Origin of the sequence: Nocardioides phosphati (assembly GCF_014646375.1) — a bacterium.
Lineage (GTDB): Bacteria > Actinomycetota > Actinomycetes > Propionibacteriales > Nocardioidaceae > Nocardioides > Nocardioides phosphati.
The window spans coordinates 847519-873739 of the sequence record NZ_BMNI01000001.1; the positions used below are offsets into that span (position 1 = coordinate 847519).

31 protein-coding genes are annotated in these 26221 nt (G+C 71.5%); 23 read left to right on the plus strand and 8 right to left on the minus strand.

The features are described from left to right. Positions 1 to 68 precede the first annotated feature (68 nt). From IEX47_RS04240 to IEX47_RS04260, 5 genes are all read left to right on the plus strand, one after another. Positions 69 to 932, plus strand: a complete 864-nt coding sequence (locus tag IEX47_RS04240) for an SGNH/GDSL hydrolase family protein (RefSeq protein WP_229662612.1) — start codon at positions 69 to 71, stop codon at positions 930 to 932. A gap of 34 nt (positions 933 to 966) precedes the next feature. Next, positions 967 to 1257 carry a hypothetical protein gene (locus IEX47_RS04245; protein ID WP_188782695.1) on the plus strand — a complete coding sequence of 97 codons (291 nt, stop codon included), beginning with the start codon at positions 967 to 969 and terminating at the stop codon, positions 1255 to 1257. Continuing rightward, a complete protein-coding gene (locus IEX47_RS04250; RefSeq protein WP_188782696.1) occupies positions 1254 to 1757 on the plus strand; it encodes a GNAT family N-acetyltransferase in 504 nt (167 codons plus the stop codon). The genes IEX47_RS04245 and IEX47_RS04250 overlap by 4 nt, the downstream gene beginning before the upstream one ends. A gap of 166 nt (positions 1758 to 1923) precedes the next feature. Further along, a complete protein-coding gene (locus IEX47_RS04255) occupies positions 1924 to 2277 on the plus strand; it encodes a hypothetical protein (protein ID WP_188782697.1) in 354 nt (117 codons plus the stop codon). 94 nt (positions 2278 to 2371) lie between these two features. Further along, positions 2372 to 2542: a hypothetical protein gene (locus IEX47_RS04260; protein ID WP_188782698.1), complete on the plus strand. Its 171-nt coding sequence runs from the start codon at positions 2372 to 2374 to the stop codon at positions 2540 to 2542. Between the two features lie 27 nt (positions 2543 to 2569). Here the strand turns inward: IEX47_RS04260 and IEX47_RS04265 are convergent, their stop codons facing one another. From IEX47_RS04265 to IEX47_RS04275, 3 genes are all read right to left on the minus strand, one after another. After that, positions 2570 to 3820 (minus strand): RNA polymerase sigma factor, encoded by a 1251-nt coding sequence (locus tag IEX47_RS04265; protein WP_188782699.1) that lies wholly within the window; start codon positions 3818 to 3820, stop codon positions 2570 to 2572. Positions 3821 to 3826: 6 nt separating this feature from the next. Continuing rightward, positions 3827 to 4192, minus strand: a complete 366-nt coding sequence (locus IEX47_RS04270; RefSeq protein WP_188782700.1) for a YciI family protein — start codon at positions 4190 to 4192, stop codon at positions 3827 to 3829. 112 nt (positions 4193 to 4304) lie between these two features. Continuing rightward, on the minus strand, positions 4305 to 5177 hold the full coding sequence (locus tag IEX47_RS04275; RefSeq protein WP_188782701.1) for an AIM24 family protein: 873 nt from the start codon (positions 5175 to 5177) through the stop codon (positions 4305 to 4307). A gap of 29 nt (positions 5178 to 5206) precedes the next feature. Between IEX47_RS04275 and IEX47_RS04280 the strand changes: the two genes are divergently transcribed. The 5 genes from IEX47_RS04280 to IEX47_RS04300 all read left to right on the plus strand — a co-directional run bounded on the left by IEX47_RS04280 (position 5207) and on the right by IEX47_RS04300 (position 9894). Continuing rightward, on the plus strand, positions 5207 to 5866 hold the full coding sequence (locus IEX47_RS04280; RefSeq protein ID WP_188782702.1) for an MOSC domain-containing protein: 660 nt from the start codon (positions 5207 to 5209) through the stop codon (positions 5864 to 5866). A gap of 27 nt (positions 5867 to 5893) precedes the next feature. After that, positions 5894 to 7702: an AMP-dependent synthetase/ligase gene (locus IEX47_RS04285; RefSeq protein WP_229662613.1), complete on the plus strand. Its 1809-nt coding sequence runs from the start codon at positions 5894 to 5896 to the stop codon at positions 7700 to 7702. Positions 7703 to 7775: 73 nt separating this feature from the next. After that, positions 7776 to 8999: a radical SAM family heme chaperone HemW gene (gene hemW / locus IEX47_RS04290; protein ID WP_188782703.1), complete on the plus strand. Its 1224-nt coding sequence runs from the start codon at positions 7776 to 7778 to the stop codon at positions 8997 to 8999. Between the two features lie 27 nt (positions 9000 to 9026). Further along, positions 9027 to 9407, plus strand: a complete 381-nt coding sequence (locus tag IEX47_RS04295; protein ID WP_188782704.1) for a hypothetical protein — start codon at positions 9027 to 9029, stop codon at positions 9405 to 9407. Further along, the gene (locus IEX47_RS04300; protein ID WP_188782705.1) at positions 9394 to 9894 is read left to right on the plus strand and encodes a hypothetical protein; all 501 of its coding nucleotides are present in this window, start codon (positions 9394 to 9396) and stop codon (positions 9892 to 9894) included. Before IEX47_RS04295 ends, IEX47_RS04300 begins: the two co-directional genes overlap by 14 nt. On the opposite strand, the gene IEX47_RS04305 is transcribed toward IEX47_RS04300, so the two are convergent. Next, entirely contained in the window at positions 9895 to 10743 is an 849-nt protein-coding gene (locus tag IEX47_RS04305; protein WP_188782706.1) for a DUF3097 domain-containing protein, read from the minus strand. It abuts the gene before it with no gap. Positions 10744 to 10899: 156 nt separating this feature from the next. Between IEX47_RS04305 and hrcA the strand changes: the two genes are divergently transcribed. From hrcA to IEX47_RS04325, 4 genes are read left to right on the plus strand one after another with little or no spacing between them, the layout of a single operon-like run. Continuing rightward, entirely contained in the window at positions 10900 to 11922 is a 1023-nt protein-coding gene (gene hrcA / locus IEX47_RS04310; RefSeq protein ID WP_188782707.1) for a heat-inducible transcriptional repressor HrcA, read from the plus strand. A 22-nt stretch (positions 11923 to 11944) separates the two neighbouring features. Further along, complete coding sequence (gene dnaJ / locus IEX47_RS04315; RefSeq protein ID WP_188782708.1) at positions 11945 to 13108, plus strand: molecular chaperone DnaJ; 1164 nt, start codon at positions 11945 to 11947, stop codon at positions 13106 to 13108. Between the two features lie 25 nt (positions 13109 to 13133). Next, positions 13134 to 13874, plus strand: coding sequence for a 16S rRNA (uracil(1498)-N(3))-methyltransferase (locus tag IEX47_RS04320; RefSeq protein ID WP_188782709.1), 741 nt, complete (start codon positions 13134 to 13136; stop codon positions 13872 to 13874). A 44-nt stretch (positions 13875 to 13918) separates the two neighbouring features. Beyond that, positions 13919 to 14479 carry a pyridoxamine 5'-phosphate oxidase family protein gene (locus IEX47_RS04325; RefSeq protein WP_188782710.1) on the plus strand — a complete coding sequence of 187 codons (561 nt, stop codon included), beginning with the start codon at positions 13919 to 13921 and terminating at the stop codon, positions 14477 to 14479. 82 nt (positions 14480 to 14561) lie between these two features. Here the strand turns inward: IEX47_RS04325 and IEX47_RS04330 are convergent, their stop codons facing one another. Continuing rightward, positions 14562 to 15656: a Gmad2 immunoglobulin-like domain-containing protein gene (locus IEX47_RS04330; protein ID WP_188782711.1), complete on the minus strand. Its 1095-nt coding sequence runs from the start codon at positions 15654 to 15656 to the stop codon at positions 14562 to 14564. Beyond that, positions 15653 to 16216, minus strand: a complete 564-nt coding sequence (locus IEX47_RS04335; protein WP_229662614.1) for a SigE family RNA polymerase sigma factor — start codon at positions 16214 to 16216, stop codon at positions 15653 to 15655. The genes IEX47_RS04330 and IEX47_RS04335 overlap by 4 nt, the downstream gene beginning before the upstream one ends. A gap of 68 nt (positions 16217 to 16284) precedes the next feature. Here IEX47_RS04335 and IEX47_RS04340 point away from each other — a divergent pair, with 68 nt between their 5' ends. From IEX47_RS04340 to era, 9 genes are all read left to right on the plus strand, one after another. After that, positions 16285 to 16644 (plus strand): histidine triad nucleotide-binding protein, encoded by a 360-nt coding sequence (locus IEX47_RS04340; protein ID WP_188782712.1) that lies wholly within the window; start codon positions 16285 to 16287, stop codon positions 16642 to 16644. 166 nt (positions 16645 to 16810) lie between these two features. Further along, positions 16811 to 17794 (plus strand): PhoH family protein, encoded by a 984-nt coding sequence (locus IEX47_RS04345; protein WP_229662633.1) that lies wholly within the window; start codon positions 16811 to 16813, stop codon positions 17792 to 17794. Continuing rightward, positions 17791 to 18258, plus strand: a complete 468-nt coding sequence (gene ybeY, locus IEX47_RS04350; RefSeq protein ID WP_188782714.1) for an rRNA maturation RNase YbeY — start codon at positions 17791 to 17793, stop codon at positions 18256 to 18258. The genes IEX47_RS04345 and ybeY overlap by 4 nt, the downstream gene beginning before the upstream one ends. Before the next feature lie 5 nt (positions 18259 to 18263). Then, positions 18264 to 19613, plus strand: coding sequence for a hemolysin family protein (locus IEX47_RS04355; protein ID WP_188782715.1), 1350 nt, complete (start codon positions 18264 to 18266; stop codon positions 19611 to 19613). A 5-nt stretch (positions 19614 to 19618) separates the two neighbouring features. Continuing rightward, entirely contained in the window at positions 19619 to 19957 is a 339-nt protein-coding gene (locus IEX47_RS04360; protein ID WP_188782716.1) for a cytidine deaminase, read from the plus strand. Positions 19958 to 20034: 77 nt separating this feature from the next. Then, positions 20035 to 21420, plus strand: a complete 1386-nt coding sequence (locus IEX47_RS04365; RefSeq protein WP_188782717.1) for an FAD-binding oxidoreductase — start codon at positions 20035 to 20037, stop codon at positions 21418 to 21420. 3 nt (positions 21421 to 21423) lie between these two features. Next, complete coding sequence (locus IEX47_RS04370; RefSeq protein ID WP_188782718.1) at positions 21424 to 22704, plus strand: SAM-dependent methyltransferase; 1281 nt, start codon at positions 21424 to 21426, stop codon at positions 22702 to 22704. A 24-nt stretch (positions 22705 to 22728) separates the two neighbouring features. Further along, positions 22729 to 23571: a siderophore-interacting protein gene (locus tag IEX47_RS04375; protein ID WP_188782719.1), complete on the plus strand. Its 843-nt coding sequence runs from the start codon at positions 22729 to 22731 to the stop codon at positions 23569 to 23571. After that, positions 23568 to 24554: a GTPase Era gene (era, locus tag IEX47_RS04380; RefSeq protein WP_188782720.1), complete on the plus strand. Its 987-nt coding sequence runs from the start codon at positions 23568 to 23570 to the stop codon at positions 24552 to 24554. Before IEX47_RS04375 ends, era begins: the two co-directional genes overlap by 4 nt. Positions 24555 to 24557: 3 nt before the next feature. Here era and IEX47_RS04385 read toward each other — a convergent pair whose 3' ends face one another. Both IEX47_RS04385 and IEX47_RS04390 read right to left on the minus strand, forming a co-directional pair. Beyond that, positions 24558 to 25382 (minus strand): septum formation family protein, encoded by an 825-nt coding sequence (locus IEX47_RS04385; protein WP_188782721.1) that lies wholly within the window; start codon positions 25380 to 25382, stop codon positions 24558 to 24560. A gap of 8 nt (positions 25383 to 25390) precedes the next feature. Next, positions 25391 to 26197, minus strand: coding sequence for a septum formation family protein (locus IEX47_RS04390; protein ID WP_188782722.1), 807 nt, complete (start codon positions 26195 to 26197; stop codon positions 25391 to 25393). Positions 26198 to 26221: the final 24 nt, after the last annotated feature.

The window sequence follows — 26221 nt, forward strand, 5'->3', positions numbered from 1 at the left end:
AGTGGTCACCGTCACGGATCGCGACTTCGCTCGTTTGCCTCGTGAGGTCATCGAGCTGAGGAGTTCCCGTGTTCCGTCGCGTCATCACTGTCGTCGCAGGTCTCGCGTCCGCTGCGGCGGTGGCCGTCGTCCCGGCCGGGGGTCTCACCGCCGACGCCGCCACCCTGAAGTACGTCGCGATGGGCGACTCCTACAGCGCGGCCTCGGGCGTGCTGCCGCTCGACCTGACCGCCCCGCCGGAGTGCCTGCGCTCGACCCGCAACTACGGCCACGTCATCGCCGCGGCCAAGGGCTACGCCTACAAGGACGTCACCTGCGGCGCGGCGCAGACGAAGGACTTCGCGGGTGCGCAGTACGGCGGCGTCGCCCCGCAGCTCGACGCGATCGACGGCACGACGAACCTGGTCACGATGACGATCGGCGGCAACGACAGCGGCGTCTTCATCAACACGATCCTCAAGTGCGGTCAGGCCGGGCTCTCCACCCTCGGCCAGGGCCACCCGTGCCAGACGAAGTACGGCTCGTCGTTCACCGACACGATCAAGAACGTCACCTACCCGTCGCTGGTGGCCACGCTCGAGGCGGTGCACGCCAAGGCGCCGGCCGCGCGCGTCGCGATCGTCGGCTACCCGTGGATCACGCCGGCCACCGGGGGCTGCTTCCTCAAGATGCCGATCGCCTCGGGCGACGTGCCGTACGTCCACAACATCCAGTGGACCCTCAACGATGCCGTACGCCGGGCGGCGGCGGCGACCGGATCGACGTACGTCGACATGAACGCCGTCTCGACCGGCCACGACGCGTGCAAGGCGTCCGGCGTCCGCTGGATCGAGCCTGTGCTGACGGGCACGAACCCGGTGATCGTGCACCCCAACGCGCTGGGTGAGTCGAAGATGGCCGCCCAGACCCTTGCGGTGCTCGGTCTCAGCTGACGCGGGTGGGGCGCCGCGGTGGGAGAGTGCGCCCATGGAGCTCCGCCTCGTCCACCGGATCCGCCTCGACGCCAGCGGCGACACCCGTGCGCCGGGTGGTGCCGTCACGGTCGCCCTCTGCGGCGTCTGGGAGCACGACGGCGACTGCCGCTGGCCGCACCGCACCGACGTCGTGACCCGCGGGGGTGCGCTCGTGGTCGATGTCAGGGTGACCTGCCCGGCGTCTGACGAGGCAGAGGTCCGTTCACTGGTGCTCGGTGCCCTCGCCGCCGGCGTGCTCGTCGGCCCCGACGGGCGGCGTACGACGTGGGAGCTGGTGCGGTGAGGCACCGGAAGCCCCGCACGACGGTCGTCATCCGCCGCGCGACCCCGGCCGATGTCGACGGGGTCCTGGCTGTCGGCCGGGCGACGTGGCCGCCGACGTACGGCCCGCTGGTGGGGGACGCCTACGTCGACCACGTGCTCGCGAGCTGGTGGACGCCGGAGTCGACGCACGCGTCGATCGAGCGCGGGGTCGTCTGGGTCGCCGACGACGGCGGGGAGGTCGTGGGCATGGCCTCGTACGGCCTCCGCGAGCGCACCGCGACGATCGGGAGGCTCTACGTCCGGCCGGAGCGACAGCGCGAGGGTGTCGGTGAGGCCTTGTTGGCCAAGGTGCTCGGCGCGGTTGCCGGCACCGCAGACCGGGTGACACTCGCCTTCATGGACGGCAACGAAGCCGCCCGGCTGTTCTACGGCGCGCGGGGGTTCGTCGAGACGCGTCGGGAGACCGACGCATTGGGTGGCCCGGACGACGTCTGGATGGAGCTCGACCTCCGGCGTTGACCAGGTCGGGGCATCCCTGCGCATGACCGGGCGTGCGTCGCAGGAGCTGGCGCGGTGAGGTGTGCTGCTGGGCTCACCGGTGGTGACCAAAGCCCCGTCCTCGTATGACTGCGTGCCCTGACGAGAGGCGGTGCCGCCGGGCGACCGTGGGAACGAGGTGATGAGGATGACGAGCCCGCTCCCGCCCATGGTGAAGTCCGACCCTGACGTCCGCCGTGCCTGGTGGTCGCTGGCGGCGTTCATCCCCTCGTTCGTCGCGGCCTCCGTCGCGGGCGAGGGCCTGCTGGCGGCGCTGGGCCACAGTGGCGACGAGACCGTCCCTCCGGGGGTTGCACTCGCTGCCGGCTTGCCGGCGATTCTCGTCTTCGCGCTGCCGGCGCTGCTGGTGGGGTTCCTGGGGCGGCGTGCCATCCGCGGAGGACATCCCGAAGGTCGTACGCCGGTGCTGGTCGCGGTCAGTCTCGCGGGGGTGTTCCTCGCTCTCAACCTGGTCCAGCTGATCGCGGGGCTCGTCTCCTGAGTCCGTCGCGAGGCGCCGGCGCGCCGTCTTCGGGCATGCGCGTGACGCGATCGGGCAATGTCCGGGCGACGGCACGCTGACGGAAGGGACCACGATGAGCGGCTACGAGATCGGGCAGTCCGTGCAGGTCAAGGGCAGGGACGGGACGGACAGCACCGGCACCGTCGTCTCCTGGGACGACACCCGGCAGCAGTACCTCGTCCAGGTCGACGGCGACGAGGGGCAGCACTACTTCGCCGGCGACGAGCTCGCCACCGACGCCTGAGCGCGCGACGACTGCAGTTCCGGCGCGTCAGAGCTCCGCGCGTCGGCGCGTCAGCCAGGCCTGCTCGGCGGGGTTGCCGGCGAGCTCGATCGCCTGCGCATAGGCGTCATCGGCCTCGACCGCGCGCCCCAGGCGACGCAGCAGGTCCGCGCGGGTGGCGTGGAAGGCGTGATAGCCCGTGAGCGCCTCCGCCAGCGACTCGACCAGCGCGAGCCCGGCCGACGGACCGTCGAGCTCCGCCACCGCGACCGCGCGGTTGAGCGCCACCACGGGCGACGGCGCGACCACCATCAGCTGGTCGTAGAGCGCCCGGATCTGCGCCCAGTCGGTCATCGAGACGTCGACGGCGTCGCAGTGCACCGCGTTGATCGCCGCCTGGAGCTGGTAGGGCCCCGGACGACCGATCGCCAGGCAACGACGCACGAGTGCGTGGCCCTCGTCGATGAGCGCGGCGTCCCACAGCGAACGGTCCTGCGCGTCCAGCGTGACCAGGCAGCCGTCGACCACACGCGCAGTCGCCCGCGCCTGCGTGAGCAGCATCAGCGCCAGCAGCCCGAGCGGCTCCGGCGCGTCGGGCAGCAGCGACACGACGAGGCGGGTCAGCCGGATCGCCTCGTCGCACAGCTCCGAACGGACGGCCACGGGCGCGGCGGCATCGGGGCCCGCCGTACGGGGGAGGACGCCGGAGGAGAGGTAGCCCTCGTTGAAGACGAGGTACAGCACTGCCAGTACGCCGGACACGCGCGCCGGCAGGTCGGCTGCAGCCGGCACGCGGTAGGGGATGTGGGCGGCCGTGATCTTCTTCTTGGCGCGCGTGATGCGCTGCTCCATGGTCCGCTCGGGGACCAGGAAGGCGTGCGCGATCTCGGCGACGGTGAGGCCGCCCAGCAGCCGCAAGGTGAGGGCGACGCGGTTTTCCAGCGCGAGTGCCGGGTGGCAGCAGGTGAAGACCAGCCGCAGCCGGTCGTCGTCGATCGGACCACCAGGCTCGGACGCGGAGCCGGCGAGCTGTGTGGCCATGAGCGCTGCCTCCGCTTCCTTCGTGTCGCGCCGGCCTTCACGCCGGATCCGGTCGAGCGCCTTGTTGCCGGCGACCGTGGTCAGCCACGCGCCGGGGTTGGGTGGGATGCCGTCGACCGGCCACCGCTCGACCGCCACCAGCAGCGCCTCGGACGTCGCGTCCTCCGCGAGGTCGAGGTCGCCGAGGCGACGGGCGAGGGTGGCCACGACCCGTCCGTGCTCGGCACGGAAGACAGTGGTCAGGTCGACGTCGGACAAGAGCGGTCAGAGACCCTCGGTGTCGCCCTGGAAGGGGCGCACCTCGACCTTGCCCTCGCACGCCTTCGAGCCACGCTGGGCCCAGGCGAGCGCCTCGTCGAGGTCGGCGGCCTTGATCACCCAGAAGCCACCGAGGAACTCCTTCGACTCCGAGAACGGGCCATCGATGACGAGCGCCTCACCCTTGGTGTTGTCGACGGTCGTCGCCGCCTCGATCGGCTCGAGGCCGCCGGCGAAGACCCACGATCCGGCGTCCTGCAGCTCCTTGTTGAAGCGGTCGACCGCCTCGAAGACCGGCTGCAGCTCCTCCATCGTCTTCGACTCGAAGTCGGCGGTGCCGTCGTGGTGCACGGAGAGCATGTAGAGCGTCATGTCGCTGGTTTCCTTTGCAAGAGGTGGGCGGGTCCATCCTGCCCTGACACCCACTCCACGAACGCCGTACGCCGGATCCGACAGGCCTTGCAGAAAAATCTGCGGGAAGGCCTCAGCCGCCGTGCGAGTGCGGGGGCACGGTCGGCCCCTCGGAGGGCTGGACGATGACGAAGCCCTGCCCGCCGAACGCCACCTGGAACGCCTCACCCGACCCGCGCCCGATCAGTGCACCCGCGGTCGCCGTCGACCGGATCGACGTCTGGAGGTCGATCGACCAGGCCACGAGCGCGTTCGCGTCGGCGTACGTCGGGGCCTCGGCGGCGTCGAGGACGACGGGGTCGCCGTCGGTCGTGATGGCGACCCAGCCAGTGCCGCGCAGGGTGGTGTTGAAGAGTCCGCCGGCGACCATGCTGCCGCCCCGGACCCGCTCGACGTTCCACGCCAGGTCGGCGGAGAAGGCGAGGACGTTGGAGCCGTTGATGGAGATGCCGCTGTCGTCGAGCTGGAGGAGGTGGACCTGCTTCGCCTCGTCCGCGAGGAAGACGTCGCCCTGGCCCTCGACGCGCATGAGCGAGAGCCCCTCGCCGGTGAGCGCCTTCTTGAGGAAGCGCGCGGCCCCGCCGCCCTGGTAGGCGAAGCTGACCGCGCCCTGGTAGGCGACCATCGCGCCCTGGCGGGCCATGAACGGCTCGGCGACGCGGACCCGCAGCAGCTTGGAGTTCTGCAGGGACGGGCCGGGCGCGGCGGAGGTGCTCTCGCTGTAACGGCCGTCGACGAGGTCGCCGCTGATGCCGCCACGGCCGTGGCCGCCGCCGGTGGGGACGTGCTCGTCGATCGGCTCCGCGGGCTCGGGAGCGCTCCCGTCCGCCAGCGGGTCGACGGCCTGCACGCCCTCGTCGGCGACGTGCTCGGTCCACGCGTCGCCGCTCCAGTAGCGGAGCTCGTGCCGGCGGGTCGGGTCGGGAAGCCACTGCGCTGCGGTCATGCGCCTTGTCTACCGGGCATGATCAACCGGTGACCACCCCCCATCCGGCCCATGCCGTCGTCCTCTCCGTGAACGTCGGCCAGCCCCGCGCCACCACCGGCTCCCGCGAGGCACGAACGGCGATCGGCAAGGTGCCCGTGTCGGGTCCGGCACGCGCCACGCCGTTCGGCCTGCTGGGCGATGCCGTCGGCAGCCCCGACGTGCACGGTGGGGTCGACATGGCCGTCTATGCCTACGCGCGCGAGGACCTCGACCGGTGGGCGGCCGAGCTCGGGATCGAGCTCCCCGACGGCTGGTTCGGCGAGAACCTCACGACCTCGGGCATCGACGTCAACGAGGCGCTCGTGGGGGAGCGGTGGCGGATCGGCGGAGCGCTCTTCGAGGTCGCCAAGGTGCGGATCCCGTGCAACACCTTCCAGATCCGGATCGCCGAGGCGGGCGGCCCGACGCGCGGCTGGGTCCGGCGCTTCACCGAGGACGCGCGCCCCGGCCCCTACCTCCGCGTGCTCGAGGAGGGCGAGGTGGCGGCCGGCGACGCGATCGAGATCGTCCATCGCCCCGACCACGGCGTCACGGTCAGCCACATGTTCCGCGCCCTGACCACCGAGCCGGCACTGCTCCCGGACCTCGCGGCGATCGAGGGGCTCGCCACGTCGGTCCGGTCCAAGGTCGAGGACTACATCTCCTAGCGGGTTACCCGGGAGTACGCTGCGCGCATGCCGATCAACCGCGATGCGTCCTTCCTGGACACCATGCCGGCCAACGTGGCCATCCAGTTCCTCGACCGGGTGAAGACCTCCGGTCCCCGCGAGGCCTACCGCTTCCCGAGCACCGACGGATGGGAGTCGGTGACCTGGCAGCAGGCCGGCGACCGCGTCCGCAAGCTCGCCGCGGGCCTCATCTCCCTGGGCATCGAGCCCGAGCAGCGTGTCGGCATCCTGTCCGGCACGCGCTACGAGTGGATCCTCGCCGACCTCGCGATCATGTGCGCGGGCGCGGCGACGACCACCGTCTACCCGTCCACCGGCGGCGAGGACACGGCGTACATCCTGGCCGACTCGGGCAGCCGCCTCCTCTTCGCCGAGGACGAGGGCCAGATCGCCAAGGTCGCGGCGCACCGCGCCGAGATGCCGGAGCTCACGACCATCGTGACGCTGACCGGTCCGAGCTCCGAGGGCGTGCTGAGCCTCGCCGACCTCGAGGCGAAGGGCGCCGACTACCTGGCCAAGCACCCGAACGTCATCGACGAGATGGCCGCTGCGATCCCGGCCGACCAGCTGGCCACCCTGATCTACACCTCCGGCACGACCGGCAAGCCCAAGGGCGTCCGCCTGCGCCACAAGGCGTGGGTCTTCGAGGGCGAGGCGATCAAGTCGCAGGGCATCCTCGGCGAGGACGACCTGCAGTTCCTCTGGCTGCCGATGGCCCACTCGTTCGGCAAGGTGCTGCTCTCCACGCAGCTCGCCTGCGGCTTCGCCACGGCCATCGACGGCCGTGTCGACAAGATCGTCGACAACCTCGCCGTCATCCGGCCGACGTTCATGGGTGCGGCCCCGCGCATCTTCGAGAAGGCCTACGGCCGGATCGTCACGACCGTCGCCTCCGAGGGCAAGCAGGGCATCTTCGACAAGGCGTTCGGCGTCGGCCTCAAGGTCCGCAAGCTGCAGGCCGAGGGCAAGAAGGTCCCGCTGCCGCTCAAGGTCCAGTTCGCACTCTTCGACAAGCTGGTCTTCAGCAAGGTCCGCGCGCGCTTCGGCGGCCGGATCAAGTTCTTCATCTCCGGCTCTGCCGCGCTCAACCGCGAGGTCGCGGAGTGGTTCAACGCCGCGGGCCTGGTCATCCTCGAGGGCTACGGCCTCACCGAGACCTCGGCCGGCGCCTTCGTCAACCACCCCGAGCAGAACAAGATCGGCACCGTCGGCATCCCGTTCCCGGGCTCCGAGGTCCGCATCGCCAAGGACGGCGAGGTCCTGATCAAGGGCCCCAACGTCATGGAGGGCTACCACAACCTCCCCGAGGCGACCGCCGAGACGCTGGTCGACGGCTGGCTGCACACGGGTGACATCGGCGAGCTCGACGCCGACGGCCACCTGCGCATCACCGACCGCAAGAAGGACCTCTTCAAGACCTCCGGTGGCAAGTACGTCGCGCCGTCGTCGATCGAGTCGCAGTTCAAGGCGATCTGCCCGTACGTCGCCAACATGCTGGTGCACGGCAACGAGCGGAACTTCGTCTCGGCGCTGATCACCCTCGACCCCGACCTGATCGCCGACTGGGCCAAGGAGAACGGCCTCGGTGGCAAGTCGTACGCCGAGATCGTCACCTCCGACGCCTGCCAGACGATGGTCCAGGGCTACGTCGACGAGCTCAACGCCCGCCTCAACCGCTGGGAGACGATCAAGAAGTTCGTCGTCCTCGACCGCGACTTCTCGATCGAGGGTGGCGAGCTCACGCCGTCGCTCAAGGTGAAGCGGAAGGTCGTCGAGACCAACAACAAGGAACTGATCGACGCGCTCTACAGCTGAGTCAGCCACCTGGAAGCCCCGTGCCGCCCCGAGCGGTGCGGGGCTTCCTGCGTCCTGCTGGGAGGATGGGCGCGTGAGCCCCTCGACCCTGCCCGACGGAGAGCCTGCGCCCGCTGACGGCGCGCTCCCGGCCGAAGCGCTGGCGGGGCAGGAGAAGCGGCCCTTCGCGTTCTACGTCCACGTCCCGTTCTGCCGGGTGCGGTGTGGCTACTGCGACTTCAACACCTACACCGCGCAGGAGCTCGGCGGCGGTGCCTCGCAGGCGAGCTACGCGGAGACGGCCGTGCGCGAGGTCGCGCTCGCCCGCCAGGTGCTGGGCGAGGTGGACCGGCCGGTCGAGACCGTCTTCCTCGGCGGAGGCACCCCGACGCTGCTGCCCGCGCGCGACCTCGGCCTGGTGCTGCGCGCGATCCGCGACGAGTTCGGCTTCGCGCCGGACGTCGAGGTGACGACCGAGGCCAACCCCGACAGCGTCGACCTGGCCTACCTGAGCGAGCTGCGCGAGGCGGGCTACACCCGGCTCAGCTTCGGCATGCAGTCGGCGGTCTCCAGCGTGCTCAAGGTGCTCGACCGCACCCACGACCCCGAGCGCGTGCCGCGGGCGGTCGAGTGGGCGCGCGAGGCCGGCTTCGAGCAGGTCAGCCTGGACCTGATCTACGGCACGCCGGGGGAGTCGCTGGCCGACTGGGAGACGTCGCTCCGGGCCGCGCTCGCCAACCGGCCCGACCACGTGTCGGCGTACGCGCTGATCGTCGAGGACGGCACCGCCCTCGCCCGTCAGGTACGCCGGGGCGAGCTGCCGATGCCCGACGACGACGACCTCGCCGACAAGTACCTCCTCGCCGACGAGCTGCTGAGCGCCGACGGCCTGCACTGGTACGAGGTCTCCAACTGGTCGCGTGACGAGGCGAGCCGCTGCCGCCACAACCTCCTCTACTGGAAGGGCGCGGACTGGTGGGGCGTCGGCCCCGGCGCCCACAGCCACGTGGGCGGCGTCCGCTGGTGGAACGTCAAGCACCCGAGTGCCTACGCGCAGCGCCTGGCCGCCGGGACGAGCCCTGCGCACGGCCGCGAGCTCCTCTCCGTCGAGGACCAGAGGGTCGAGCGAGTGCTCCTCGAGCTGCGCCTCGCCGACGGCGTGCCTGATGTCGTCCTGGACGCGGCCGGCCGGGCAGCGGTGCCCCGCCTGATCGCCGACGGCCTGCTCGACGGCCGTGGCGCGATCAAGGGCTCGCTGGTGCTGACGACACGCGGGCGCCTGCTCGCCGACGCGGTTGTGCGCGACCTGCTCCCGTAGGCCGATGACGCGCCCTAGGCTGCGCACATGACCGCTGTCGTCGCCGTGATCGCGCTGATCGTCGCCCTGCTGCTCGCGGGCGCGTGCGCCGTGCTCCTGTGGCAGCTCAACGGCCTCAAGGTCCGTGCCGCCGCGCTCACGGAGCAGGTCGAGGCGCTCGAGCCGGCGGTGCCGCTGCCGGTCGACCTGGAGGCGCTGCTCGGTGCCGGGTCGCGCCGCGTGCTGGTGGTGGAGATCCTCAACCCCCTCGACGTGGCGCTCACCCGCAACAAGGCCGCTGGCGTCCTCGCCGCGATGGCCCCTGACAGCGTGCGCAAGGTCGTGCTCGAGCAGGCCTCGCGCGAGCTGGTCACCGAGATGGCCGCCGAGGGCGTCGAGGTCGAGGTGCGCGTCCATGCTGCTCGCTAGCGCGGTCGTCCTCGTCGTTCTCTGCCTCGGGCTGGTGGTCCTGGCCGCACGCTCCTTCCGCGACGCCGACCAGGCCCTGCTCGACGGTGAGCGGGCGGTCCGGCGCCAGCGGGCGTGGGCTGTCGAGCGCCGGGTCTACCTCGACTCCCGCACCCGCATCGCCGACGGCGTCCAGGTCGGCACCGAGGCGGTCGCGTTCGGCAGCGCGCTCGCGCGCGTCGGCCACACCGCCGCGGCCCGCATCCCGTTCGGCCTCTTCCGGGCGATCCCCGTCACCCGCGCGAGGGCGGAGCGGCTCCAGGCCGCCCACGACGAGAAGGCCGCGCAGATGTACGACGCGATCGACTCGGTCTCCGCCCGCATCGCCGAGGGCGTACGCCGTCGGCTCACCGGCGTCGACGACAGCCCGCGCGAGCTGCGCTCGAGCGAGCAGCCGGACGTGCTCGAGGTGGAGTTCGAGGTCCGCGACGAGATCGACCCCGGCTGATCAGGCCTGGGTCACGAAGTCGATGAGCTCCTCGACCCGGCCCAGCAGGGCCGGCTCGAGGTCCTGGAAGCCACGGACGCCGCCGAGGATGTGCTTCCACGCCCGGGCGATGTCGGCCTGGTCGCGGTGCGGCCAGCCGAACGCCTGGCAGACGCCCTTCTTCCACTCGAGGTGGCGCGGCACGTCCGGCCAGGCCTTCTTGCCGAGCCGCTCGGGCTTCACCGCCGCCCAGACGTCGATGTAGGGGTGGCCGACGATCAGGACGTGCTTGCCCTGCTCGGACTTCATGATCGACTGCGCGATGCGGCTCTCCTTGGAGCCGGGCACGAGGTGGTCGACCAGCACGCCGACGCGGCGGTTCGGCCCGGGCTGGAAGTCGCGCAGGTGCTCGGAGAGGTCGTCGATGCCGTCGAGGTACTCCACGACGACGCCCTCGATCCGCAGGTCGTCGCCCCACACCTTCTCGACCAGCTCGGCGTCGTGCCGGCCCTCGACGAAGATCCGGCTCGCACGCGCCACCCGGGCCTTCGTGCCGTGCACGGCGATCGATCCCGACGCCGTACGCGTGGGGAGCTCGGGGCCCTTCTGCGTCACCGGCGGGCAGAGGATGACGGGACGTCCTTCGAGCAGGAAGCCCGGCCCCATCGGGAACGTACGCCGCTTGGCCCGGCGGTCCTCGAGGGTCACCGTGCGGAGGTCCCGGTCGACCGCGACGATCTCGCCGCAGAAGTCCGTCATGACCTCCTCGAGCACGAGACCGAGGTCGGAGGAGATCTCGACGGCGCGGCCGTTCTTCGGCTTGCGCCAGTCGTTGTTGAGGACGTCAGTGCCGTAGCGGTCAAAGCTCACTGCGCAAGTCTGCCGAGCCGACCGCCCCGGATCGGGCACCGACACACGGGTGTCGTCCGCGTCACCGGCGCTGACGATGCCCGGCCGGGTAGCATTGGCACTCGCCAGTTCGGAGTGCCAGACGCGGCAACACCAGACCCCCGATGAGGAGGACGCATGCTCGAGGAGCGCAGGCTCGCGGTGCTGCGTGCCATCGTCGAGGACTACGTCGCGACGGAGGAGCCCGTGGGCTCCAAGGCCCTGGTCGAGCGCCACTCGCTGGGCGTCTCGCCCGCGACGGTCCGCAACGACATGGCCGCGCTCGAGGACGAGGGCTTCATCACCCAGCCCCACACCAGCGCCGGCCGGGTCCCGACCGACAAGGGCTACCGGCTCTTCGTCGACCGGCTCTCGACCGTGAAGCCGATGAGCCCCGCGGAGAAGCGGGCGATCTCGACCTTCCTCGACGGCTCGGTCGACCTCGACGACATGGTCCAGCGCTCGGTGCGGCTGCTCGCGCAGTTGACCCGCCAGGTCGCCGTCGTGCAGTACCCCACCCTCAGCTCCAGCACGGTCCGCCACGTCGAGGTCGTCTCGCTGGCCCCCACGCGGCTGCTGCTCGTGCTGATCCTCTCGACCGGCCGGGTCGAGCAGCGCCTCGTGGAGCTGCCGGGCGAGCTCGACGAGCACAACCTCGCCGACCTCCGCAGTCGTCTGCTCCACGCGGCCGTCGGTACGCGCATCGCCGAGGCGGTCACTGCGCTCGGTGGCGTGCCCGACCAGGTCGCACCCGAGGTGAAGGCCTCCGTCGAGACCGTCGTCCACGTCCTCACCGAGGCGATGTCCGACCACCGCTCCGACGAGCGGGTGGCGGTCGGCGGCACGGCCAACCTGGCGCGCTTCGGCACGTCGTTCGACACCGCCGTGCGGCCGATGCTCGAGGCGCTCGAGGAGCACGTCGTGCTGCTCAAGCTGATCGGCGAGGCCTCGTCCGACCTGGTGACCGTGCGGATCGGCCACGAGGGTCCCTACCAGGAGCTCTCCGGCACGAGCGTCGTCGCCGCCGGCTACGGCCCGCAGGACCAGGCGATCGCCAGCCTCGGCATCGTCGGCCCGACCCGCATGGACTACCCCGGCACGATGGCCTCCGTCCGTGCCGTCGCCCGCTACATCTCCCGCCTGCTCGACGAGCAGCCCTGACCAACAACCTGAGGAACCCCACGTGAGCCAGGACTTCTACGAGCTCCTCGGTGTCGGCCGCGACGCGGACGCGGACACCATCAAGAAGGCCTACCGGCGTCTTGCCCGGCAGTACCACCCGGACGTCAACCCCGACCCCGACGCCCAGGACAAGTTCAAGGCGGTCTCGCACGCCTACGAGGTGCTCAGCGACCCGGCCAAGAGGCAGCAGTACGACCGCGGTGGCGACCCGTTCGGTGGTGGCTTCGCCGGCGCCGGCCAGGGCTTCTCCTTCACCGACATCATGGACGCCTTCTTCGGCGGCGGCGGGCAGCCGGGCGGTGCGGCCAGCGGTCGCGGTCCCCGTCCGCGCGTACGCCGGGGCCAGGACGCGCTCATCCGGCTCGAGGTCCAGCTCGCGGAGGCGGCGTTCGGCGTCACGCGTGAGCTGAAGGTCGACACCGCCGTCCGCTGCACGGCGTGCAACGGCGACGGTGCGCAGCCCGGCTCGAAGCCGGTCGCCTGCGAGACCTGCCACGGCGCGGGCGAGGTCGCCCACGTGCAGCGCTCGTTCCTCGGCGAGATCCGCACGCTGCGTCCCTGCGCGGCGTGCAAGGGCTTCGGCACGGTCATCCCCGACCCGTGCCGCGAGTGCGCCGGCGACGGCCGGGTCCGCGCGCGTCGTTCGCTCACCGTCAAGATCCCCGCAGGCGTCGACAACGGCACCCGCGTCCAGCTCTCCGAGCAGGGCGAGGTCGGCCCCGGTGGCGGCCCCGCCGGTGACCTGTACGTCGAGATCCACGTCGCGCAGCACGCGACCTTCCGCCGCCACGGCAACGACCTGCACGCGACCGTCTCGGTGCCGATGACGGCCGCCGCGCTCGGCACCGTGCTGACGCTGCCGACGCTCGAGTCCGACCTCGGTGACGAGGGCCAGCAGACCTTCGACCTCGACGTCGCGGCGGGCACCCAGTCGGGCAGCAGCGTGACGCTCCGCGGCCTCGGCGTCCCCGGCCTGCGCACCCAGGCGCGCGGCGACCTCGTCGTGACGATCGTGGTCGAGACGCCGACGAAGCTCGACGCGCGCCAGGAGGAGCTCCTGCGCGAGCTCGCCAGGCTCCGCGGCGAGGAGGCCGTCGAGGGCTCGCTCCGCCCGGCCCACAAGTCGGTCTTCAACCGCCTGCGCGACGCGTTCTCGCAGCACTGATCCGGCCCCGAGAAGAGCACTGCTGATGTCGCTTCCCGTGCACCTCGTCCCCACGCTCTCCGGCGTCGCCGAGGGATCAGTCGTCGAGGTCACGGGCGACGAGGCGCACCACGCCGTCGCCGTACGCCGGCTGGCGGTGGGGGAGCAGGTCGTCCTGACCGACGGTTGCGGCGTCTCGGTGACCGGCGAGGTCGAGTCGACGGGCAAGCGGGTCTTCACGGTCACGGTCTCGTCGGTCGACGTCGCCGAGCCGGCGACGCCGCGGATCACCGTCGTGCAGGCGCTGCCGAAGGGCGAGCGCGGCGAGCTCGCCGTCGAGGTGCTGACCGAGATCGGCGTCGCCGAGATCATCCCGTGGGCCGCCTCGCGCTCCGTGGCCGTCTGGCGTGGTGAGCGCGCGGTGAAGTCGCACGCGAAGTGGGTCTCCACCGCTCGCGAGGCGGCGAAGCAGGCGCGTCGCTCGTGGTTCCCTGTCGTGGCGCCGCTCGCCACCACGGCCCAGGTCACCGCGCTCGTGCGCGACGCCGACCTCGCCGTCGTGCTCCACGAGGAAGGCCCCGCGTCGTTCGCGTCGCTGTCGGTCCCGGCCGAGGGCTCCATCGTGGTCGTCGTCGGCCCCGAGGGCGGCATCAGCCCCGAGGAGCTCGCGGCGTTCGCCGAGGCGGGCGTCCAGGGCGTGAAGCTCGGCGACGAGGTGCTGCGCACCTCCACCGCCGGCGTCGCGGCTGTTGCTGCGCTGCTGTCGCGCACCGCCCGCTGGGCGTGAGACAACCGGTCGCTGGACGCGGCCGCACCGTGCGAGGCTCAGCCATGGGCAAGGTGCACGAGGCGATCGACGGACGGCTGCGGGAGTTCATCGAGCGGCAGCAGGTCTTCTTCGTGGCGACCGCGCCGCTCGACGCGGACGGCCACGTCAACCTCTCTCCACGCGGTGTGCCGGGCACCTTCGCGGTGCTCGACGGCCACACCTTCGGCTGGCTCGACATGACCGGCAGCGGCAGCGAGACGATCGCGCACCTGCGCGAGAACGGCCGGGTCACCGTCATGTTCTGCGCGTTCGACGGCGCGCCCAACATCGTGCGCCTGCACGGGCGCGGCCGCATCGTCACGCCGTACGACGAGGGGTTCGGCGACCTCGTCGGCCACTTCGCCGAGCAGCCGGGCACGCGTGCGGTGATCGTCGTGGACGTCGAACGGATCTCCGACTCGTGCGGCTACGGCGTCCCGCTGATGTCCTTCGAGGGACACCGCGACCTGCTCGGGCCGTACTTCGCGCGCAAGGGCCCCGACGGTTCGGCCGCCTATCGCGTCCAGAAGAACCGGACCAGCCTCGACGGCCTCCCGGCGTACGACTTCGACCCGGTGGAGTGAAGGCCGATCTGCACAGCAAGCCGCCGCGACACTCCGGTGGGTCCGGTGTGTCGCGGCGGCTTGATGTCCAGATCTGCCCTGGCTACTTGATCGTGATGACCTTGGAGTCGGTGAAGGCACCGTTGCCCTCGGCGCCGCCCGACGGGTCGTCGGTCACCGCCATCAGCGTGTAGGTGCCGGGCTCGACCTTGGAGATGTCGATCTTCGTGCTGAACGGGAACAGCTTGTCGCCCATCCAGCCGTCGGCGGTCACCGGCCCCTGGAAGGCGATGTAGGTGCCCTCGTAGCGCTGCAGCCGAAGGACCACGTTCGCCTCGAAGGAGTTGGCCACGCCGGTCACGTCGATCGTGTCGCCGGTGATGACGTCGCCCTCGGCAGGGGTCGAGATGTTCACGTGGGAGAGCGTCTTCAGCACCGGCGCGTTGGCCAGCGGCTCGGACGTGGGTACGCCGAGGATGGTGTCGGTGTGCTTGCCGTCGAGCAGCAGCTGCACCGGGAGCCGGCCCATGCCGAGGGAGCCCTGGGCGGTGTAGATCAACTGCTCGATGGCGAGGCTGGCCTCGCGCTCGGTCATCTGGGCGGGGCGGTCGTGCAGGTTGCCGCTGAGGTCGATGGTGATCAGGCCGTCGCCGGGCTCGTCGCTCAGGTAGGCAGCCCGCACCTCGGTGCCTGCCGGCCACAGCGTGCGGTAGTCGCGGTCCTTCGGGTCGCCGGTGGCGGCGAATCCGACCGCGTCGACCAGCAGGTCGTCGGCGTTGCCGGCGAAGAACTCGCGGTAGAGCGCCAGACCGCCCGGAGCGTCGCCGGCGAAGTAGGCGACGTGGGCCTTGAGGGGCGAGGTGGGGGCCGACGAGTTGGACGGCGACGGCGAGGCGCTCTGGGTCGGAGTCGGCGACTGGGAGCCGGTGATGGTGCCGGTCGGCGACTCGGCCGGGCCGGGCGTCGGCGAGTCGTCGCCGTTGGTGGTGGCGAACCAGACGCCGCCGATCACGGCTGCGGTGGCGACGGCGCCGCCGAGGCCTCCCAGCAGCCAGGTGCGTGCAACAGACATGGGGCTCTCCTTGGGGGACGTGACGGTCCGGGCACGGATGGCGTCGAGGGCGGGGTGGGGCTGCACCTGGTCGGCCGCCTCACGGATCAGCTGAGCGAGGTCGTCCTCGTGGAAGCGATCGTTCATCGGAGGTCCTCCAGGTGCGGAGCGAGGTGGGAGCGGAGTGCCGCGGAGCCGCGCGAGGCGTGGCTCTTCACCGCCCCCTGGCTGATGCCGAGCGTGGCGGCGATGTCGGCCTCGGAGAGATCGAGGTAGTAGCGCAGCGCGAGGACCTCGCGCTGGCGTCGGGGGAGTGCCTGCAGCGCTGCCAGCACCTCCGTACGCCGGACCCCGGCGTCGACGCCCGTGTCGGCGCCCGGCGCGGGCTCGGGCAGCCGCTCGCGCGCGGCGTGGCGGTCGACGACCTTGCGGTGGCGCAGGGCCGAGCGGGACCGGTTGACCACCGACTGGCGGAGGTAGGCGAGCGCGGCCGCTGGGTCACGCAGCCGCGACCAGCGGTCGTGGAGCGCGACGAACGCGTCCTGGGTGATCTCCTCGGCGAGGCCCTGGTCGTGGACGAGGAGGACCGAGAGCCGCACGAGACGCCGCCAGTGGGCGGCGTACAGCTCGGCGACGGCCTGGTCCGCGCTCGACGGGGGCAGCCAGCCAGGCGCGTCGGCGAGCGGGTCCGGGTCCACGATGGTCACGCTAGTCCCACGCGCACCACGGCCGAGTGGTTTACACGCGTTACCGACGAATCCCTAGTGTGGGCTCCATGAACGCACCCGCGCCTGATGAGAACTGCCTGTTCTGCAAGATCGTCGCCGGCGAGATCCCGGCCCGGATCGTGCACGCCAGCGACCACTCGGTCGCGTTCCGCGACGTCAACCCGCAGGCGCCGACGCACGTGCTCGTCGTGCCGAAGGACCACTACGCCAACGCGGGTGAGGTCGCCCAGCACGCTCCGACGATGGCCGCCGACCTGATCACCACCGCGCGCGACGTGGCCGCCCAGGAGGGCCTCGACAACGGCTACCGGCTCGTCTTCAACACCGGCGAGGACGCCGGCCAGACGGTCTTCCACGTCCACCTCCACCTGCTCGGCGGCCGCTCGCTCGAGTGGCCCCCGGGCTGAGCGACCGGCACGACGACCAGCGCCGCCGCCGCTGTCGGCGTACGCGGATAGACTTGCTCCACCCATGACAGAGAACCCGCGCACGCCCCCACACGCCGACGGCCCCTTCAAGGAGCCCGGCGCCAAGAACACCCGCCACACGGTGGTCATCCCGGCCAGCGTCGACATGGTCAACGTGCTCGGCCCGGGCGACGAGTTCCTCGGCATCATGGAGGGCGAGTTCGAGGCCGACATCCACGTGCGGGGCAACACCTTCACCCTCCACGGCGTGCCTTCGGAGATCGCGCTGATCGAGCGCTACCTGCACGAGCTGGTGACGGTCATCCGCACCGGCCAGGGCGTCACCAACGAGACCGTCGAGCGGATCATCTCGATGCTGCGGGCGGAGACGAAGGAGAAGCCGGCCGACGTCCTCGGGCTCAACATCCTGAGCAACCGCGGCCGCACGATCCGCCCCAAGACGCTCAACCAGAGCCGTTACGTCGAGGCGATCGACAAGAACACCATCACCTTCGGGATCGGCCCCGCCGGCACCGGCAAGACCTACCTGGCGATGGCCAAGGCGGTCCAGGCGCTGCAGTCCAAGCAGGTCAACCGGATCATCCTGAGCCGCCCCGCGGTCGAGGCCGGCGAGCGCCTGGGCTTCCTGCCCGGCACGCTCACGGAGAAGATCGACCCCTACCTGCGCCCGCTCTACGACGCGCTCCACGACATGCTCGACCCCGAGCTGATCCCCAAGCTCATGGCGGCCGGCACGATCGAGGTCGCCCCGCTGGCCTACCTCCGCGGCCGGTCGCTCAACGACTCGTTCATCATTCTCGACGAGGCGCAGAACACCACGCCCGAGCAGATGAAGATGTTCCTCACCCGCCTCGGCTTCGGCTCCAAGATCGTCGTCACCGGCGACATCACCCAGACCGATCTCCCCGGCGGGGTGAAGTCCGGCCTGCGCGTCGTCGAGGGCATCCTCGACGGCATCAAGGACATCTCGTTCAACCGCCTCACCGCCCACGACGTCGTCCGCCACAAGCTGGTCGGCCACATCGTCGCGGCGTACGACGAGCACGATGCTGCGCTCGAGGCGGCCGCCGCCGCGACCACCGCACTCAACAAGACCATCAAGCCCCAGCAGAAGGAGACCCGTCGGTGACCATCGAGGTGCTCAACGAGTCGGGCCTGCCGCTGGACGTGCAGGCCACCTCGAGGCTCGCCCGGTTCGTGATGGACCGGCTCCGGGTCCACCCCCTCGCCGAGCTCTGCATCAAGGCCGTCGACGAGCCGACGATCGCCGAGCTCAACGAGAAGTGGATGGAGAAGGAGGGCCCGACCGACGTGCTCGCCTTCCCCATGGACGAGCTCCGTCCGGGCAAGGTCAACGAGGAGCCCGAGGAGGGCGTGCTCGGCGACCTCGTGCTGTGCCCCGCGGTCGCAGAGCGCCAGGCCACCGAACGCCGCGAGGCCGGCCAGGCCGACTACTCCACCGAGGCCGAGCTCCAGCTGCTGACCGTCCACGGCATCCTCCACCTGCTCGGCTACGACCACGCCGAGCCCGAGGAGCACCGGGTCATGTTCGGCCTGCAGGACCAGCTCCTCGCCGAGTTCCACGCGAGCTGACCCCGATGGAGCCTGCGGATCTCTGGCTGCTCGTCCTCGCGGTCGCCCTGACCGCGGTCGCCGGCCTCCTCTCGGCGGCCGACGCCGCCCTCATCTCGTTCTCGCGCGCCCGCGCCGAGGAGATCGAGCACGAGGGGCGCGCCGGCGCGCGGAAGCTGGTGCGGCTCCTCGACGACCCGCCGCGCTACCTCAACAGCGTGCTGCTGCTGCGCATCGCTGCCGAGGTCGCCGCGATCGTCCTGGTCACCTACCTGGCGGTGACGCGCATCGACTCCTGGTGGCAGGCGCTGCTGCTGGCCAGCGGCGTGATGATCGTCGTCTCCTACGTCGTGGTCGGCGTCGCTCCGCGCACGCTCGGTCGCCAGCACGCCGTACCCATTGCGCTGGCGGCAGCCCCGCTGCTACTCACGCTGACGCCGTTCTTCGGGCCCCTGCCGCGGCTGCTGATCATGCTCGGCAACGCGATCACGCCCGGCCGGGGCTTCCGCGAGGGCCCGTTCTCGACCGAGACCGAGCTGCGCGAGCTCGTCGACCTGGCCACCGCCTCGAGCGTCATCGAGGAGGGCGAGCGCCAGATGGTGCACAACGTCTTCGAGCTCGGCGACACCTCGGTGCGCGAGGTGATGGTGCCGCGCAACGACGTGGTCTTCGTCGAGCGCCACAAGAACCTCCGCCAGACGATGTCGCTCTTCCTGCGCAGCGGCTACTCCCGGCTCCCGGTCATCGGCGAGAACCTCGACGACGTCATCGGCCTGGCCTACCTCAAGGACGTCTCGCGCCGGGTCTTCGACGACGCCGACTCCGAGACCACGCAGCGGATCGACACCCTCCTCCGCCCGATCCACTGGGTGCCCGACAGCCTCCCGGCCGATGCCCTCCTCAAGGAGATGCAGGCCCGCCGCCAGCACATGGCGATCGTCGTCGACGAGTACGGCGGCACCGCCGGCATCGTGACCATCGAGGACGTCCTCGAGGAGATCGTCGGCGAGATCACCGACGAGTACGACGCCGCCTCGGTCGAGGTCGAGCACCTGCCCGACGGCCGGGTGAAGGTCTCCTCCCGCTTCCCGGTCGACGACCTCGACGAGCTCTTCCCCGACGTCGACATCTCCGACGACGACGTCGACTCGGTCGGCGGCCTGATGGCGAAGCTGATGGGCGTCGTGCCGATCCCCGGCTCTGCCGTCGAGTGCGAGGGCCTGCACTTCGAGGCGGTGGCCGCGAGTGGCCGTCGCAACCGCATCGACACCGTCGTCATCAGCCGGGTCCCCGTGGCCGAGGTCGCCGCCGACGACGAGCGCAGCGAGCGCCGGCAGGCCGCTGCGGGGGAGCCGTCCGCAGGCTCGGTAGCCTGACCCCCATGCCCGATCTTCCCGTTGCCCTGTCTGCCGAGGACAACAAGCTCGTCGTGCTCGCCCGCGCGACCCGTGCCCGCACCCGTGCCGCCGAGGGCGCCGCCGTCCGCGACAGCGACGGCCGCACCTACGCCGCGGCGACGGTCGACCTCCCGAGCCTGCAGCTCAGCGCTGTCCAGGTCTGCATCGGCATGGCGGTCGCCTCCGGCTCGCGCGGCCTCGAGGCGCTGGTGCTGCTCGGCGACGCCGAGGCCCTCACCGAGCCCGACGCCGCGGCCGTCCGCGACTTCGCCGGTGACGACGTCACGATCATCGTCACCGACCCCGCCGGCAAGCTCCGCTGAGGCCTGGGACACGCCCCAGGTTGCGGTTCGGTCTCAGGCAGTGACGCTCTCCGGAGCGCCGCGCTAGCGTCGTCCGTGTGACGACCCCCCTCGGATGGGACCGACACCGGGAGGGCGTGGCGCGACTGCTCTCGTCGTACGCCGCGATCCCGACCGGAGCGCCCGTGCGCCTGCGCAAGCGCACCTCCAACCTCTTCCGTCCGCGCGAGCAGGTCGAGGCCGGGCTCGACGTCTCCGGGCTGGACGGCGTGATCGCCGTCGACCCCGTCGCGCGCACCGCCGACGTGCAGGGCATGTGCACCTACGAGCACCTCGTCGAGGCGACGCTCGCCCACGGCCTGGTGCCGTTCGTCGTGCCGCAGCTGCGCACCATCACCCTCGGCGGCGCGGTCACCGGCCTCGGCATCGAGGCGACCAGCTTCCGCCTCGGCCTGCCGCACGAGTCCGTCCTCGAGATGGACGTGCTGACCGGGTCCGGCGAGGTCGTGACGACCCGACCGGGGGAGCCCCTCTTCGACACCTTCCCCAACTCCTACGGCTCGCTCGGCTACGCCACGCGGCTCCGCATCGAGCTCGAGCCCGCTCCGGCGTACGCCGCGCTGCGGCACGTGGCCTTCAGCGACTCCGGCCTGCTGGAGAAGGCGATCGCCGAGGTCGTCGAGACCGGCGAGTGGGAGGGGCAGCGGGTCGACGCGATGGACGGTGTGGCCTTCGCGCCCGGCGAGCTGGTGCTGACGCTCGCCCGGTGGACCGACGAGGCGCCCCACGGCGGCCAGCCCTCCGACTACACCGGCTCGCAGGTCTTCTACCGGTCGCTGCAGGAGCGCGAGAGTGACCTGCTCACGTTCCACGACTACCTCTGGCGCTGGGACACCGACTGGTTCTGGTGCTCGGCCGCGTTCGGTGCGCAGCACCCTGTCGTGCGCCGCCTGTGGCCGCGGCGCCTGCGGCGCTCCGACGTCTACCACCGGCTGCTCGGCCTCGACCAGAAGCTCGGCATCTCGCGCCGGCTCGACGCCCGTGCGGGTCGGCCCGAGCCCGAGCGCGTGGTCCAGGACGTCGAGGTGCCGCTCGACCGGCTGGGGGAGTTCCTCACCTGGTTCGACGCCGAGGTCGGCATGCGGCCGGTCTGGCTCTGCCCGCTGCGGCTGCGGCGCGAGGCGGCCCCGGGCGAGCGGCCCTGGCCGACGTACCCGCTGGAGCCGGGCACGACCTACGTCAACGTCGGCTTCTGGGGCACGGTGCGGGTCGGCGACGGCGCCTCCGAGGGGCCGACCAACCGCGCGATCGAGGCGAAGGTCAGCGAGCTCGGCGGCCACAAGTCCCTCTACAGCGAGGCGTTCTACGACGCCGCGACGTTCGACCGGCTCTACGACGGTCCGCACCTCGCGGCGGTGAAGCAGCAGCACGACCCCGACGGGCGACTCACGTCGCTCTACGACAAGGCAGTTCACAGGAGGTAGCCCATGGCCCGGATCGCCGAGGTTCTCGACAGCTTCTTCGACGGCGGACTGCCCATCCGCCTCGCCGCGTACGACGGGAGCGAGGCGGGCGACACCGACTCGCCGTACACGCTCGACATCACGTCTCCGCGCGGCCTCGCCTACGTGCTCACGGCACCGGGCGACCTCGGCCTCGCGCGTGCCTACGTGAGCGGCGACCTCGTGCTCCAGGGCACCCACCCCGGCGACCCCTACCCGGCCCTGTCCCTCATCGTCGGCCGCACCGACGTGGCCCGCCCCGGCCCGCTCGAGGTGATCAGGCTGATGACCGAGCTCGGCCTGTCGCACTTCATTCCTCCGAAGCCGCCGCCGGAGGAGCACCTTCCGGCCTGGCGCAACAAGCTCGAGGGGCTGCGCTGGTTCCAGCGCCACACCGAGGTGCGTGACGCCGACGCGATCCACCACCACTACGACGTGTCCAACCGCTTCTACGAGCTCGTGCTCGGCCCCTCGATGACCTACACCTGCGCGGTCTTCCCGCGGCCGGTCGCGACGCTCGAGGAGGCGCAGGAGGCGAAGTACGACCTGATCTGCCGCAAGCTCGACCTGCGCCCCGGCCAGCGGCTGCTCGACCTCGGCTGCGGCTGGGGCGGCATGGTCCGCTTCGCGGCCCGCGAGTACGGCGTGCACGCGCTCGGCGTCACGCTCTCGCGCGAGCAGGCGTCGTGGGCCCAGCGCGCGATCAAGGAGGAGCACCTCGACCCGTACGCCGAGGTGCGGCACCTCGACTACCGCCACGTCGAGGAGAGCGGCTTCGACGCGATCAGCTCGATCGGCCTCACCGAGCACATCGGGGTGGCCAACTACCCGGCGTACTTCGGGTTCATCCGCGACCGGCTCAAGCCCGACGGGCGGCTGCTCAACCACTGCATCACGCGCTCGGACAGCCGCCACGGTGCGCGGGCGGGTGCGTTCATCGACCGCTACGTCTTCCCCGACGGCGAGCTGGCGACCTCGGGCACGATCGTCGCGGCGATGGAGGACAGCGGGCTGGAGGTGCAGCACCACGAGAACATCCGCCGCCACTACGCGCTCACCCTCGCCGGCTGGAACCGCAACCTCGTCGACAACTGGGACGCGTGCGTCGAGGAGGCGGGCATCGGCACGGCACGGGTGTGGGGCCTCTACATGGCGGGGTCGCGGGTCGGCTTCGAGCGCAACGAGATCCAGCTCCACCACGTGCTCGCCACGAAGACCGTCGACGGCCAGACGTCGTACCCCATGCGCCACGCGTTCGGGGTGTAGCTCTCCCGCCGGTAGCCTTGGCCGGTGAGCACCCGAGCAGCGCAGTACGCCGCGACCGTCCTGAGGCGGGAGCAGCTCTCCGACCACTTCGTGCGGATCGTGCTCGGCGGCGACGGCCTCACGGCGTTCGAAAGCACGGGCGTGCCGGACGAATGGGTAGCGCTCACGGTGCCGGGGCAGTTCCAGACCCGCTACTACACGGTCCGCTCGTGGGCTGCGGGTGAGCTCACCCTCGACATCGTCGTCCACGACCACGGCCTGGTCACGGAGTGGGCCGCGGGCGACTGCGTCGGCGACGTGGTGACGATCAGCGCCGCCAAGGGCAGCTTCGACATGCCCGAGTCGGCGCAGTGGCTGCTGCTGGTCGGTGACCTGACCGCCCTGCCCGCGATCGCGCGGATCATCGAGACGGCTCCGGCCGGCCTCGACGTGCGCGCGTGGGTGGAGATCCCCGACGCCCCGCTCACCGATTACCTCCTGGGTGTCGCGGACGGACAGTCGGGGACGATCACGTGGGTCCCGGTGCCGCACGACGCCGAGACCGCGACCGCCGCGATCGTCGAGGCCATCACGTGGCCCGACGGCGAGGGCTACTTCTGGATGGCGGGGGAGTCCGCGCAGATGCGGGCGATCCGCAAGCACCTCATGCGCGAGGTGAAGCTCCCCACCAGCGCCTACGACGTGATGGGCTACTGGCGCGGCGGTGGCCACCAGCGCCAGCCGCGTGCGGTCGACCCCGGGCCGATCTGGCGCGAGGGCAAGGCACAGGGCAAGACCGACGACGAGATCTGGGCGGCGTACGACGCGGCCCGCGACGAAGCAGCCGCACAGGCGGCCGATGACGCAGCACGAGAGGCTGACCGATGACCGAGCACGACCGCGACTTCGACATCAAGGGCGTGGCGCCGGCGCCACCGCTCCACGGCCAGCGTCCCGAGGGCTACCGCAGCGGCTTCGCCTGCTTCGTGGGCCGTCCCAACGCCGGCAAGTCGACGCTGACCAACGCGCTGGTCGGCTCGAAGGTGGTCATCACCTCCAACAAGCCGCAGACCACCCGCACCGTGGTGAAGGGCATCGTCCACCGCGACGACGCCCAGCTGATCCTCGTCGACACCCCTGGCCTGCACCGCCCGCGGACCCTGCTCGGCGAGCGCCTCAACGACCTGGTCATGTCGACGTGGTCCGAGGTCGACGTGGTCGCCGTCTGCTTCCCGGCGGACGAGAAGATCGGTCCCGGTGACACCTTCATCGTCAACGAGCTGGCCAAGGTCCGGCGCACGACGAAGATCGCGATCGCGACGAAGACGGACAAGGCGACGCCCGAGCAGCTCGCCTCGCACCTGCTAGCGATCGCCGAGCTCGGCCGCACCACCGGCACCGACTGGGCCGAGATCGTCCCCGTCTCCGCCGTGGGCGACAGCCAGGTCGGCCTGCTCGCGGACATCCTGATCGGCCTGATGCCGGAGGGCCCGCAGCTCTACCCCGACGGCGAGCTGAGCGACGCACCCGAGGAGGCGATCGTCGCCGAGCTGATCCGTGAGGCTGCGCTCGAGGGCGTGCGCGACGAGCTGCCGCACTCGATCGCGGTCGTCGTCGAGGAGATGAACCTCCGCGAGGGCCGTCCTGCCGACCGGCCGCTGCTCGACATCCACGCCAACCTTTTCGTGGAGCGCGACAGCCAGAAGGGCATCATCATCGGCCACAAGGGCTCGCGGCTGCGCGAGGTCGGCACGGCCGCGCGCCTGCAGATCGCGGCGATGCTCGGCACGCCCGTCCACCTCGACCTGCACGTGAAGGTCGCCAAGGACTGGCAGCGCGACCCGCGCCAGCTGCGCAAGCTCGGCTTCTGAGCCCTACTGCTTCTTGGGCGCCCAGCAGAAGCCGTAGTGCTGGCCCGCCTGCCACTGCGTCTTCGTCGGCGGGGTCCAGCCCCAGGTGAAGCTCAGCTTGTCGTGCGCGAGGCCACGCACCCGGTCCTCACAGGCGCTGCCGGCGGCACGCGCCTTCGCAGGACCGGGGAAGCGGCCCTTCGCGGCACCCCTCACGTCGAGGCTCGCGACCGCGCGCCAGCTGCTCGGCGCCGAGCAGATCACCTGCTGCGCGCCCTTCGAGCCGGGCTTGGCCGTGGCGCAGCGACCCCAGCGGTCGCGCCCGGACTGCTTGTCGAGGACCTTCCGCAGGTGGCCGTCGAGCCGGGCGAGGCGACCTTCCGCGGCGAGCGCGATGACGTCACAGCGCACCCACGACTGACCGGCGTCGGACTGCTCGAGCGTGGGTCCGAACCAGGTCGGCGAGAGCATGCTGAGCCGGCGCTGCTCACCCGACCCGCCGACGTACGCCGCGAACCGGCGCGGGCACTCCGTCGCCATCTGGCTGCGCACCTTCTCGGAGTCGATGGCGAGGAGGTGGCCGCTCGGGGTGAGGGTCGCCGCGGGGCCGACGAAGTAGGTCTGCACGGTGTGGACCCTGCGGCAGGCCACGGGCCTGGCGTCGCTGGTGGCGGCCAGGGCCTCGGCGTACCGGAGGCGGTAGCAGGCGCCCGTCGAGGGCCAGGGGGCCGCGCTCGCGGTCGGCGGGTGGGTCGGGGTGACGGTCGGGGCAGCGACCGGCGCCTTGTCGTTGCACGCGGCGGTGGCCAGCGCCAGGGCGGCCACGGCGAGCAGTCGGGTGATGCGCATCGGGTCCCTCACTTCTCGGTCCTGGCCCAGCAGACCGACCGGCGGTTGCCGGCCTCCCACTCGTCCTTGTGGAACCACGTGTAGCCGAACTGGAAGTCCACGGCGTAGTTGAGCCAGGCGCTGATCGACGTGCGGCAGTACTCGTGCGTCTTCACCTCGATCTCGCGGTCGCCCGGGTAGGCCTCGCCGGGCTCGCCGACCTTGATCGTCGTCGCGGCGCGCCAGTCGTGCGGACGGCTGCACGGGACCTTCCTGCTGGTGCTGACCGAGGGCCCCCGCCCGCACACCATCCAGCGGTCGGCGGGCTTGCTCGAGTGGAGCAGCCCCTCCGTACGCCGCGGGAGGGCGGGCAGGTCGTGCCCCGCTGCAGTGGTGCCGGCGAGGAGGTCGCAGCGGTACCACCGCGCGCCCTTCTTCCAGGCCTTCTCCGACGGCCGGAACCACCGCCAGGTCAGCACCGTGCGCATCACGACGGACTCGTCGGCACCGAGGTGCTCCGCGAAGGCGTCGTTGCACGCGCGGTAGCCCGCGAGCGCCACCTCCTCGCTGTCGTACGCCGCGTGGTCGAGCGCCGCCGGCAGCTCGCCGACGGCGTACGTCTCGGCGGTGTGGCGCTTGCTGCAGCTCACGGTGCGCGTGGCGTTGGTGGTCAGCCGGACGTCGTGGGCGTCGAGGACGCGGCACGCGCCGCGGCTGGGTGCGGAGACCGCGTCGACCTGGTCGGGGTCGACGTCCGCGCCGAGGCCGGGGCCGCAGCCGCTGGTCAGGAGGAGGGCGGCCAGCGAGAGCGCGAAGGCCCCCGTCAGTGCGCACATGCGCAGCACGCCTCGCACCATCGG